At 73.6% G+C, this 12,536-nt stretch carries 8 protein-coding genes; 4 read left to right on the forward strand and 4 right to left on the reverse strand.

All coding sequences use genetic code 11. The features are described from left to right. Positions 1 to 48: 48 nt before the first annotated feature. From SMD20_RS22965 to SMD20_RS22980, 4 genes are all read right to left on the reverse strand, one after another. Positions 49 to 990, reverse strand: a complete 942-nt coding sequence (locus tag SMD20_RS22965) for a CU044_5270 family protein (protein WP_329584386.1) — start codon at positions 988 to 990, stop codon at positions 49 to 51. Further along, positions 987 to 1,559: an RNA polymerase sigma factor gene (locus SMD20_RS22970; protein WP_329584389.1), complete on the reverse strand. Its 573-nt coding sequence runs from the start codon at positions 1,557 to 1,559 to the stop codon at positions 987 to 989. Before SMD20_RS22970 ends, SMD20_RS22965 begins: the two co-directional genes overlap by 4 nt. Positions 1,560 to 1,629: 70 nt before the next feature. Then, complete coding sequence (locus tag SMD20_RS22975; protein ID WP_329584391.1) at positions 1,630 to 3,996, reverse strand: acetyl-CoA acetyltransferase; 2,367 nt, start codon at positions 3,994 to 3,996, stop codon at positions 1,630 to 1,632. 103 nt (positions 3,997 to 4,099) lie between these two features. Further along, positions 4,100 to 4,498, reverse strand: coding sequence for a hypothetical protein (locus SMD20_RS22980; RefSeq protein ID WP_329584393.1), 399 nt, complete (start codon positions 4,496 to 4,498; stop codon positions 4,100 to 4,102). 227 nt (positions 4,499 to 4,725) lie between these two features. Here SMD20_RS22980 and SMD20_RS22985 point away from each other — a divergent pair, with 227 nt between their 5' ends. From SMD20_RS22985 to SMD20_RS23000, 4 genes are all read left to right on the forward strand, one after another. Beyond that, entirely contained in the window at positions 4,726 to 7,845 is a 3,120-nt protein-coding gene (locus SMD20_RS22985; RefSeq protein ID WP_329584394.1) for a BTAD domain-containing putative transcriptional regulator, read from the forward strand. A gap of 66 nt (positions 7,846 to 7,911) precedes the next feature. Then, the gene (fdhA, locus tag SMD20_RS22990; protein ID WP_329584396.1) at positions 7,912 to 9,135 is read left to right on the forward strand and encodes a formaldehyde dehydrogenase, glutathione-independent; all 1,224 of its coding nucleotides are present in this window, start codon (positions 7,912 to 7,914) and stop codon (positions 9,133 to 9,135) included. A 134-nt stretch (positions 9,136 to 9,269) separates the two neighbouring features. Next, positions 9,270 to 9,743 carry a hypothetical protein gene (locus SMD20_RS22995; RefSeq protein ID WP_329584398.1) on the forward strand — a complete coding sequence of 158 codons (474 nt, stop codon included), beginning with the start codon at positions 9,270 to 9,272 and terminating at the stop codon, positions 9,741 to 9,743. 98 nt (positions 9,744 to 9,841) lie between these two features. After that, positions 9,842 to 12,487: a DUF7825 domain-containing protein gene (locus tag SMD20_RS23000; RefSeq protein ID WP_329584400.1), complete on the forward strand. Its 2,646-nt coding sequence runs from the start codon at positions 9,842 to 9,844 to the stop codon at positions 12,485 to 12,487. Positions 12,488 to 12,536: the final 49 nt, after the last annotated feature.

The following is a 12,536-nucleotide window of genomic DNA, read 5'->3' on the forward strand; positions in this document are numbered from 1 at the left end:
CTCCCGCGAGAACGCCCCGCCCGGTGTTCCGGCCGGGCGGGGCTCCGATCAGGGGAGTTGGCCGGGCTCGTCCACGATGCCGGCGGAGAGGACGGACATCGCCGAGGTGTCCTCGCCCCGCACCACCGTGAGCCCCAGGTAGTGGTAGTCCTCGGGGTCGAGGATGTAGGAGCCCTTGCCGGCCTCCCCGAGATCGAGCACGACGCCGATGCCGGTGCGGCCGTCGCCGTCGGTCGCGTTCTGCTCGATCCTGACGTTCGGGATCTTGGCCAGCGCCCGGTACATCCCGGCCGCCGTGTCCGGGGGCACCAGCGGGCCGTAGCTCAGGTACCAGCCGATCGCGCCGAACGCCTTCACGTCCTGCTCGGTTCCCGCCGGGCACGCGGGGGCGCAGATCGACAGCGGCGTCAGCTCGCGTGGCAGCGAGCGGAAGTGCCGCAGCAGCGCGTCGGGGTCGGTGGGCAGCCGCCGGAGCTCGGCCATGGTCTTGCCGGGGTGTGTGGGGCCCCGCTCGGCGGCGGTGACCTTCAGCTTTCCGCCCTCCGTGCGGATGGCCGTCCGGGTGCCGTCCAGCTTGTGCCAGCTCTCGTACGTCGGCAGGTCGCCGCCGGACATGTGCTGCGTCTGCTGCCGGTAGAACCACTGGTCCGGGCTGGGCTCGGCGGCCATGGTGGACGCGGCGGCGAGCGCGGCCCGCTCCAGCACGGTCGCGGGGGCCGTGGTCGTGGCCGGACGGTGCGCCACGGCGGGCCGGGCGCCCTGCTCGGCGCCGCCCCGCGTGAGCTGCCAGCCGCCCACGCCGACGACGCACGCGGCGGCCAGCGCGAGCCCCCACCGGAGCCGGGGCAGGCGATGCCGGCGCGGGTTCACGGGTCGGCGGCGGGCGCGGAGCTCGGCGAGGCGGTGTTCCACGCCGCTCAGGTCCTGCCGCGCGGGCACCTCCGCGCGCATCCGCTTCAACAGGTCGAACTCGTCGTCGATCTTCGTCACCAGCCCGCTCCTTCGTCCTCGGCCGCCGGGTCCAGCCCGCGCAGCGCGCGGCGCAGCGCGAACCGGGCCCGGTTGATCCGCGAGCGCACCGTCCCGACCGGGATCCCGAGCGCTACGGCCGCCTCCTCGTACGTCAGCTCCGCCCACATGACCAGCAGCAACGTGTCCCGGTGCGCGCGCGACAGCCCGGCCAGCGCCTTGGCCAGCCGCTGCCGCGCCGCGCCCGCCGCCACCCGCCGCTCCACGTCGTCGGTGAACGGCTCCACCACCGGATCCGTCCCGGTGCGGCTGAGCGCCCGGTAGAGCGCGATCTCCCTGCGGCGGTGCTGGCCGATCAGGTTGGTGGCGATGCCGTACAGCCAGGAGCGCTCGTCGCCGCGCGCCACGTCGTACGACTCCAGGTGCTGGAACGCCTGCGCGAACGTCTCGGCCACGATGTCGTCGGCGGGATCGACGCCGAGCCGCCGGATGACGTACCGCTTGAGCCCCGGTCCGTGCTGGGTGAACAGCTCGGCGAACCGGTCGGAGGGTGGCCGCGGGGGCGCGTCCGTCCAGCTCTCATGTCGCATCTCGTGCCTCTCATGTCATCGTGCTGACAGAGGTAATTGGCACGAGCCGGGCCGGCGGTTCCATGAATTCTCAGCGGTTGCGCCAGCGCGGCGGGCGTTTCTCGGCGAACGCGGTCAGGCCCTCCGTGACGTCCTCGCTGACCATGAGGTCGTCCAGCGCCGGCGACGGGTGGGTGACCGCGTCGACGACGTCCGCGATCCCCTGCGTCTCGGCCATGATCTGCAGGGACGCCCGTACGGACGTCGGCGAGCTCTCCAGGATCTCCCCGGCCAGCGCCCGCGCGCCCGCCAGTGCCTGTCCCGGCTCGGTCACCCGGTTGACCAGGCCGTGCTCCAGGGCCTCGGCCGCACTGAGCCGGCGGCCGGTGAGGATCATCTCAGTGGCGAGCTTGCCGGGCAGCGCCCTGGGGAGACGTACGAGCCCGCCCGCCGCCGCGACCAGGCCCACCTTGACCTCGCTCAGCGCGAAGCGGGCCGTCGCGTCGGCGACCACCAGGTGGCAGGCCAGTGCGATCTCGAACCCGCCGCCCATGGCGAAGCCGTTGACCGCCGCGATGACGGGCTTGGTCATGTTCCGGCGGCTCGTGAGGCCGGCGAAGCCGTTCTTCGGCACCCACATCGGTTTGCCGGAGGCCGAGTAGAGCAGGTCGTTGCCCGCCGAGAACGCCTTGCCGCCCGCGCCCGTGATGATCGCCACCCACAGGTCGGGGTCGGCGAAGTAGGCGTCGAAGACCGCGTCCAGCTCGTCGTTCGCGGGCGGGTGGAGGCTGTTGCGGCTGTCCGGGCGGTTGATCGTGACTTCCAGGACGTGGCCGTCGCGACGGACCAGCACGTGCTCGTAGTCGTCGCGCAGGACGGCGGGCCGGGGCGGGAACAGCTCGTCCATGCGGGCGTCGTCCACGGCGACGCGGTTGCCGGACGCGAAGGAGCGGACGTAGACCCGCTGCCCGATCGGCTCGCCGGTGGTGAGCAGGCCGAGCGTGCGCTCGTCGTCGGTCGTGGCGATGAACCGGCGGCCGTCGGCCTCCAGCCGGCCGATGACGATCCCGGTGCACTTGCCGTTCCGGCCGTGCTTGACCGTGTAGGTCTCGATCGTGGCCCAGCCGTCGGCCTGGAACGCCTGCTCGACGCCGGGCCGGGAGTCCAGCTCGGCCTGGAGGGCGGCGCTGCGGTCCGGCCGCCACGGGGCGGGCGTGGTGGAGTAGACGCCGGCCGAGTACTTGCTGAGCGAGCCGCCGTTCGCGCCGACCAGCCCGTACGCGCCCGGCTGCGCGCGCAGCCGCTGCACGGTCTCGGCGATGGCGTGCATCGAGTAGTTGTTCCCCGCGCCGCCGAAGAACGGCAGCCCGCCGGTGACGGTCAGCTCGCGGGAGCCGTCGGCGGGCAGGCCGAGGCCGTCGCAGACGGCGGACACGGCGATCGGGAAGCAGGAGTAGAGGTCGATCACGGCCAGCTCGTCCGCCCCGATCCCGGCCTGCTCCAGCGCGTGCCGCACGGCCAGCACGGCTGCCGCGCTGCCGCTCAGGTCGGCGCGCTCCAGCAGGCCGCGCTCGCGCAGGTCGGCGTGGCCGTGCAGGAACACCCATCGCTCCTGGGGCACGCCCAGCCGCCTGGCCTCGGCGACGGACATCAACAGCACGGCCGCGCCCTGGTTGACCTTCTCGCGGGCCACTATGTAGCGGGTGTAGGGCTCGGCGATGAACCGGTTCCTCTCGCTGGGCGTGACCAGTTCCTCGGCGGTGCGCTCGACGGGGGCGGCGGCGTGCGGGTTGGCCGCCGCGACCTTCGTGAACGGGGCGAACAGCGCGCCCATGCCGGCCGCGTACTCGTCCCGCGTCTGGCCGAGGCGGGCGCGGCGGGCGTTGTCGAAGAGGGCGTACTGGCTGGGCGCGTCCGTCAGCCCGTGGGCCGCCTGCTGCCGCGAGACCAGCCCCTTGAGCCCGTAGCCACGGTCCTCCAGGTCCCCTTCGACGCTCTCGCCGAAGTCGGGTTTGTCCTCGGCCTTCGCCAGGTGCTGCGCGGTCGAGATCGCCTCGGACCCGAAGACCAGCGCGACCTGCGCCTCGCCGTTAGCGATGGCGGCCGCCAGCTCATTGACCAGGTGCTGCGGCCCCTGCCCGCCGACGACCTCCAGAATCGCCCGCCGTGGCGCGGCCCCGACTCGGGCGGCGACCGACCGCGGATAGTTGGTGGACCTGCCCAGAGGGGACGGAATGCCGGGAGCCGAGATCTCGAACTGCCGCACGCCCGCGACCGTGTCCACGGCGGCGGCCACCTCGCTGGGGTCCGCCCCGGTGTCGGCGAGCGCCTCGCGCGCCGCCGCGGCGGCCAGCTCGACGGCCGACAGGCGACGGTACCCGGGCTCCCCGATCCGCTCCGACGCCTCCCCGACGCCGACGAGCACCGGCGTGCACGGATCAAGGTCCTGGTAGGTCATCCTCATACTCCCGTCGGCACCATTTGCAGACAAATATCGTCCGCAACATGGCCGAGAGTATCCCCACCCAACGAACCGGACAACCATGCTGCCCAGTGCGAGCTCAAGCTGTACAGCCGAGCTCAGACACCCTGAGCGTGAGGGTCTCCGCGGCAAGCGTGCATTTGACGTCGCCCATGTCTATGTCAAAGTACGATTGGCCGGAGATTTCCCGATGGGCAATACCTTCCAAGGTCTCCGCCGCCCGGGGTTCATAATCAGCGGGAAGCTCCATCTTGAGATCCCTTATTCCGCCGAATTCCAGCTCCACGGCATGCGACTCGGCCTCGGACCCCCGCAACTTCCCGTAGTGAACGAAGCGGATCGTCAGGGTGGATCTCTGGGGAGAGATGGTCAGATCCCCGAGGTCGGCCATGTTGTGAAGATCTATGAGCCCGCCGGCTGTTTCGAACTCTATTTCAGGCCATGTCGAAAATGGCTTCAACCCGATGAAACTCGCCATGTCGATATCCGCTCAGACGCTTACACTATGCCGATTTTTAGACAGGTTATGTACCTGATGCGCCACAGTCCAACGATTAAATCAGCGACCTGAACTCAGGTGTCGACGGAGCCCCGGCTCTCGGGGCCGATCAACATCCGACGATCAACCGTTACGGGACGTACAGGACAGGATGAGCGGTGGTGGGCGGTGAGCCGTGTGTGCCCGGGGTTCGGCAGAATGCTCCTGTGCGCGTGGGATTGTTGGGGCCGTTCGAGGTCAGGGGCGGCGACGGGGACCTGGTGGAGGTCCCTGGGGTCCGGTTGCGTGCGTTGCTGGCGGCGCTCGCGCTCGAACCCGGCAAGATCGTCGCCCGGTCGAGGCTGGTCGAGTGGATCTGGGGGGAGCGGCCGCCCGCGGACGAGGTCAACGCTCTGCAGGCGCTGGTGTCGCGGCTGCGCAGGGTGCTGCCGGACGGTGTGGTCGAGGCGGACGCCGGTGGCTACCGGCTGGTCCTGAGCGCCGATGCCGTGGACGTGTGCCGGTTCGAGCGCCTGGTCGGGGAGGCGCGGGCGGCCGAGCCGGCGGCGCGGGCGGAGCTGTTGCGTGCGGCTCTCGGGCTGTGGCGTGGGGCGGCCATGGCGGAGATCGGGCCGCGGGACAGCGAGCTGTTCGAGGCCGCCGTCGCGCGCCTGGACGAGTTGCGCGTGGCCGCGCTCGGTGACCGGGTGGAGGCGGACCTCAAGCTCGGGCGGGGCGCGGAGCTGGTGTCCGAGCTGACCGATCTGGTCGCCACGTACCCGTTGCGTGAGGGGTTCGTGGCGGCGTTGATGCGGGCGCTCGCCGAGGCGGGGCGCGGGAACGAGGCGCTGACCGTCTACCAGCGCACCCGCGAGCGGCTCGCCGACGAGCTGGGCGCCGATCCGTCGGCGGAGCTCTCCGCCCTGCACACCGCGCTGCTGCGGGGCGAGCTGGGCGGGCGGGCGGACACGCGCCGGACGAACCTGCGCGCCGAGCTGACGAGCTACGTCGGCAAGGACGACGACCTCGCCGCGGTCGCCGGGCTGACCGCCAAGCACCGGCTGGTCACGCTGACGGGGCCGGGCGGCTCCGGCAAGACCAGGCTGGCCACGGAGACCGCGCGGGCCGTGCTCGCCGAGCTGCCGGACGGCGCGTGGCTGGTCGAGCTGGCCCCGTTGAGGGTGGGCGGCGACCTCGCCCAGGCCGCGCTCACCGCGATGGGCCTGCGTGACCAGGCGCTGCTCGGCGGGGCGCGGGCCGGGGAGCCGATGGACCGGCTCGTCGTCGCGCTCAGGGATCGGGCGATGCTGCTCGTCCTGGACAACTGCGAGCACGTGATCGAGGCGGCCGCGGCGTTCGCGGACCGGCTGCTGGGCGAGTGCCGTGGGCTGCGGATCCTCGCCACGAGCAGGGAGCCGCTCGGCATCACCGGAGAGGTGCTGTGGCAGGTCGAGCCGCTGGCGCTGCCCGAGGACCCCGCCGGGGCCGGGTCCTCGCCCGCGGTGCGGCTGCTGCGCGACCGCGTCGAGCTGGTACGCCAGGACCTCGGCGGCGATCCGGGCACCCTGGCGGCGATGGCCAGGATCTGCCGGGCGCTCGACGGCATCCCGCTGGCGATCGAGCTGGCGGCGGCGCGGCTGCGCACGATGTCCGTCGAGCAGCTCGCGCATCGGCTGGACGACCGGTTCCGGCTGCTGACCGGCGGCAGCCGTACGGCGCTGCCCCGGCATCGGACGCTGCGCGCGGTCGTGGACTGGAGCTGGGACCTGCTGAGCGAGGCCGAGCGCGGGGTGCTGCGGCGGCTCTCGGTGTTCGCGGGCGGGGCGAGCCTGGACGCGGCCGAGGCCGTGTGCGGCAGTGAGATCGGTGGCGAGCTGACACTGGACCTGCTCAGCGCGCTCGTGGAGAAGTCGCTGCTGCTCGCCGACGCGGACGCCGGGGGCACGCCGCGCTACCGGATGCTCGGCACCATCAGGGAGTACGCGGCCCACCGGCTCGCCGAGACCGGCGAGGGCGAGCGGACGCTCCGGGCGCATCTCGCGTACTTCACCGAGCTGGCCGAGACCGCCGATCCGCACCTGCGCCGGGCCGGGCAGCTGGAGTGGCTGGCCCGGCTGGACGCCGAGCGCGACAACATCGGTACGGCCCTGCGCGGCGCGATCGCCGAAGGCTGGGCCGAGGAGGCGATGCGGCTGGTCGGGGCCGTGGGCTGGTACTGGTTCCTGCGCGGGCAGCGGATGGAGGCCATCGAGCTGAGCGTCGCGGCGGCCTCCCTGCCGGGTGAGGTGCCGGACGAGGTGCGGGCGATGGCGTACACGATCGTGACGATCTTCGTGACCTCGGGGCCCGGCCGCGACCAGTTCCAGGCGGCGGAGTGGATCCAGGGGGCGCACCGGCTCAGCCGGAACGGCCACCGCCACTCCCTGCTCGGGTTCGTCGAACCGCTGGAGCGGCTGGTACGGGAGCCGGCGGGGTTCCTGCCCGCGTTCGAGCCGCTGATCGCCGACGACGACCCGTGGGTACGCGCGCAGGCGCGGCTCTCGCGCGGCCGGCTGCGGCTCACGCTCGGCGGCGACGAGACCGACGTGGACGCCGACATCGAGACCGCGCTCGCCGAGTTCCGCGCGCTGGGCGACCGGTGGGGGATCTCGCTGGCGCACACCTATCTGGGCGACCGGCTGGCCATGCGCGGCGAGTTCGGCCGCGCGTGCGAGCACTACGAGGAGGCGAGCGCGGCGCTGGTGGAGGTGGGCGCGGCCGAGGACGTGATCGGCCTGCGGGCACGGCAGGCGCAGCTCTACTGGCTGCTCGGCGACGAACGGTCGAGCGCGGCCGCGATGGCCGAGGCGGAGCGGCGTGCGGGCGGGATCGCCTGGCCGGACGTGCTCGCCGACCTGGCGCTCGCCAAGGCGCACCTGGCCCGCTGGCGCGGGGAAACGGACCGGGCGCGCCACCTTCTGGAGGCCGCGGATCCGGAGCTCAACGTCTCGGCCCGGGCCTCGGTCATGGGCTTGTCCGGCTACCTCGCCGGGGACCTTGAGGAGGCCCGCGCCTGTCATCGTGCGGCGCTCGACGCGGCCGTGGAGGCGGCGTACCCGCCGCTGATCGCCGCGGCGCTGGTCGGGATCGCGGATCTCGCGCTGCGCCAGGGACGCCATGAGCAGGCCGCGCGGCTGCTCGCGGCGGGCGAGGGCGTACGCGGCACGCCGGACCGCTCGCAGCCGGACGCCGCCAGGATCGCCGCGGCCGCGCGGGACCACCTCGGGGAGGCGGGGTTCGCCGAGGCGCTCGGCGAGGGCCGGCGGCGGGACTGGCGGGAGCTGGCCGAGCTCGCCCTTGCTCCCTGAATGCTGGACGCCGGGTCGGGCTATATTCAGAAAGGGGGACAAAAGCCCCGAGGAGGGAGAATCCTCATGCCTGGCAACAAAGGCGTCAAGTACGAAGGCCCAGGCAAGGTCGAGGTTCACGACATCGACTATCCGGAATTCACGCTGAAGGACGGCCCCGGCGTGCACCCGGCCAACGTAGGCCGGAAACTGCCGCACGCCGCGATCATCAAGTCGGTCGCCACCAACATCTGCGGCAGCGACCAGCACATGGTCCGCGGGCGCACCACGGCGCCGCCCGGCCTCGTCCTCGGCCACGAGATCACCGGCGAGGTCGTCGAGACCGGCCCCGACGTGGAGTTCATCAAGAACGGCGACCTGGTGTCCGTGCCGTTCAACATCGCCTGCGGGCGCTGCCGCAACTGCAAGGAGGGCAAGACCGGCATCTGCGAGAACGTCAACCCCGACCGGCCCGGCTCGGCGTACGGCTATGTCGACATGGGCGGCTGGGTGGGCGGCCAGGCTCAGTACGTGCTCGTCCCGTACGCGGACTGGAACCTGCTGAAATTTCCGGACAAGGACCGGGCGATGGAGAAGATCCTCGACCTGGCCATGCTCTCCGACATCTTCCCGACCGGCTTCCACGGCTGCGTGACCGCCGGGGTGAAGCCGGGCTCGACGGTCTACATCGCCGGCGCGGGCCCCGTCGGGCTGGCCGCGGCGGCGTCGGCGTTCCTGCTCGGGGCCGCCGTGGTCATCGTCGCCGACCTGAACGAGCAGCGCCTCGGCCAGGCCCGCAGCTTCGGCTGCGAGACCGTCGACGTCTCGAAGGGCGACCCGAAGGACCAGATCGAGCAGATACTCGGTGAGCCGGAGGTGGACTGCGGCGTGGACGCGGTCGGCTTCGAGGCGCGCGGCCACGGCCGCGAGGCGGAGAAGGAGCGCCCCGCCACCGTGCTCAACACGCTCATGGACGTCACCAGGGCGGGCGGCGCGCTCGGCATCCCCGGCCTGTACGTGACGGGCGACCCCGGCGCCGCCGACGAGGCGGCCAAGCAGGGGTCGTTGTCCATCCGCTTCGGCCTGGGCTGGGCCAAGTCGCACAGCTTCGCCACCGGCCAGTGCCCCGTCATGCGCTACAACCGGCAGCTCATGCAGGCGATCCTGCACGACCGGGTGCAGATCGCCAAGGCGGTCAACGCCACGCCGATCCCGCTGGACGACGCGCCGCGCGGGTACCACGAGTTCGACGAGGGCGCGGCACGCAAGTACGTCCTCGATCCGAACGGCATGCTGTCCACGGCGGCCTGACACCCGTACTGGACAGATTTAGTCATGCTTTTCCCGACGAATCATCAATAACAGCCTCATTGCATTGCATTTCCGGCATTGCTTTGGGGGGATTCGTACCACTACAACCCCTTCAGAAGAGCTGGAGGGGTTGTATGGCGGGAATGACGGGCCGGCGCGTGGTCCGGGTACTGGCGGCGGCCCTGGGGGGCGCCGCCGTGGCCGGAGTCGTGGGCGGCGGAGTGGCGCGGCTGCTGATGAGCCTGATCACGATCGCGGCGGCCGAGGAGAGCACCTTCACGCTGGGCGGCACGCTGGGCGTCCTGATGGTGTTCACCGTGCTCGCCGCACCGGCAGCGCTGACCGCGACCGCACCGGCGGTGGTGCGGGTGGGCGGCCGGTGGGTGACCGCGGCCCTGACCGGGTTCGGCGTGGCGTCCACCGGGTTCTCCGACGGCGCGGCCATCATCCTGGCGCCCGACTCGCGCATGACGCTCATCGCGATCCTGGTCGTCGGCTTCGGCGCCGTCGTGGCCGCGCACGGCCGGATCGCCCAGTACGCCGCCCGCCGCCTCGCCGGCGACACCACCCGCCCCGCCGCCGCCGAACCGGAGCCCGCCCTCGCCTGACCCCGGCACTCGGGGATCCACCGCGATCTGTCGGTGGCGGTCGTTACCGTCGCGCCCATGATCGCTTCTTTGGCAGCGCGGCGCGGCGAGGTGGCCGCATGAATCCCTGGCAGGAGGCCCTCGACCGCATCGAGGCGGGCGACGACCAGGACCTCGCGACGTTCCTGGACGGCCTGAGCGACCTCGGCCGGCGGGCGATCGCCGTGCAGCTCCCCGGGCACATGACCGAGGAGCTGCGCGGCGGGTTCCTCGCCCGGGTCGACATCGAGGGCCTGGCGACCGGCTTCCGGCTGGCCGGAGCGGCCTGCTTCACCGGCGCCGAGCAGGTCGCGGCCTGGCTCGACCGCAGGGAGCTGCGCCGGCCGCGCGATCCCGAGCTGGACGCCGCCCTCCTCCTCCCCCTGCTGCGCCGCCGCCCCCTGGAGTGGCGGCGCGACCTCGCCATCCGACTGGCCGCGCGGCTCCGGCCGGCGACCGGCCGGCGGCGGTGGCAGCGCGCGGAGGGCGTGCCCGGCTGGGACCTCGTCGCCGCGCTGGTCGCCGACACCGGGCTGGAGCCGCCCGACGGCGACGCCTTCGTCGTCGGGTGGGCCTGGCGGCTGGCCCGGCGGCGGCCCGGGGAGGACCTGGAACTCGACCGCGATCCGCTGCTCGACGCCCTGCTGCCGCGCCTGTTCCAGGCGCAGGGCGTGGCCGAGCCGCTGGGGCGGAGCACGGCCATGACTGAGCTGGCCGCACTGGCGCGTACGGGCCGGGTGCCGCGCGCGACGCTGGTCGACGGGTGCGCCTCCCGGTTCCTGGCCGGGGGCCCGGACGCCGAGATGATGCCGTTCGTGTGGCTCTGGCGGCTGCTCGCGCCGGAGCCGCCCGAGGTCCCGGTGCTCGACCTCGTACGCCTGCTGCCGTCGGCCGGTGCGACGGTGGCCGAGCTGGCGGTCGAGGAGCTGCGGCGGGCCGAGGAGGCGGGGCTGCTGGACGACGAGCTGTTCGCCGAGGCCGTGGAGGCGCTGGCGTACCGGCCGGAGAAGAAACTGGTCGAGGAGGCGGTGCGGTGGGCGGCGCGGGCGACCGGCCCCCGGGGCGGCGGGGTGGTGCCCGCGCTCGCCGCCGTGTTCGACGTGGACGACCCCGCCCTGCGGGGGCGGGCGGTGCGGCTGGCGGTCCGGCTGGCCCCGTACGCCGGCGAGGCCGGCCGGGACGCGGTCCGCGAGGCGGCCGCCCGGCTGCCCGCCGACCTGCGCGAGCGCGTCGCCGCCGGCTACGGCGAGGTCGCCGGGGCCGAGCCGGAGCGGCCGGTCGCCGCCGTGCTGCGCGCGCCCGCGCCGCCCGTTCTCGCGCCGCCGATCGCCACCCCGGCCGAGCTGGTCGCGGAGCTGCGGGCGCTCGACTGGCGGAGCGAGCCGGCGCGGTGCGAGCGGGTCCTGGGCGGGCTCGTCGAGCTGACCCATCGGGACCGGGCGGCGGTGGTGGCGGCGCTGCGGCCGTGGTGGGAGGAGACCCTGCCGGACGGGGCCGCCGGGCTCGATCCCGAGGAGGAGCCCACCGAGCACCACCTGTACATGTTCAGAGACAGCAGAATTCCCTCCCTGGTGCTCCGCTGCGCGCTGGCGGTCGTCGCGCCCAAGTGGAGCCGGCAACTGAACCAGGTGCCGGACGACTCGGAGTGGGTCTGCCAGCGGCTCGTCCGGCGGCGGCTGGAGGAGGTGATCGCGCTGTTCGAGGACGGGGGCACGGTGCCCGCGCTGCTCGCCACGCCGACCTCGGCCACCGGACACGTCGACGCGGCGGTCCTGGTGGAGCGGATGGAGCGGCTGGAGGGCGGCGAGCCGCTGCCGGCCGACTTCGAGCAGGCGCTGCTGCGGCTGCCCCGGCGCTGCGATCCCGAGCTGGTCGTACGGGCGGAGAAGCTGCCGGGCGAGGCCGGGCGGACGCTGACCGCCTGGCTGCGGGACGGCGGATGGCCGGATCCGGTCGTCCGCGTGACGCCGTACGAGGGGTCGCACGACAGCTACAGCCCGCGGAGCTGGTCGCGCCGGATGCGGGTGGAGGCCGTGGCCCCTGCGGACCTGCCGGCCTGGCTCGGCGGGTTATCGGGCGTCGACCAGCGCGGCCCCGCCTACCTGTCGTATCCGGACGACGCCCTGTGGGGGCCGCTGGTCCTGCCGTCGCACCGCGAGCTCGTGGCCGCCGCCCTGGTGCGCTTCGGGCCCTGGGTGTCCGACTCCAACGACGCCAGGATGACCGCCCTCGCGGCCCTGGCCCACGGCGACGGCCCCGTGGGCGCGGCCACCGCGATGCTGATCGCGGGCGGGCTGGGGCACCGGCGGGACGCGCAGCGGGCGGCGGCGGCCGAGGCGGCGCTCACGCTCGCGGCGCGCGGGCAGCTTCCGTCCGCCGACCTCGGACGGGCCGTCGCGCGGCTGGTCGACCTCGAGTTCGTGGTGCTCAAGCGGATCACCGCCGCGCTCGACGGCCTGACGGCGGCGGGCGCGCACGCCGATGTGTGGGCGGTGCTGGCCGAGGCTCTGCCTGCCCTGCTCCCCCGGCCCGGCGAGCGGCCCCGCGCGGGGCTGGGCGAGCTGCTGGCGGTCGCGGCGCGGGCCGCCGCGCTCACGGGGGCGCGCGGCGAGGTCGCCGGGCTGGCCGACATGGCCGCGCGCAAGGGGTCGAGCCGCGTCCTGTATGAGGCCCGCCACCTGCACGAGACGCTGACGGCCCCCGAGACGACGCCTGACCGGACGTGACGCCGGCGGATCCGAGACGAGACCCGGCCGGACATGACGCCGGCGTCCC

This window comes from Nonomuraea sp. LP-02 (genome assembly GCF_036289125.1).
GTDB lineage: Bacteria > Actinomycetota > Actinomycetes > Streptosporangiales > Streptosporangiaceae > Nonomuraea > Nonomuraea bangladeshensis.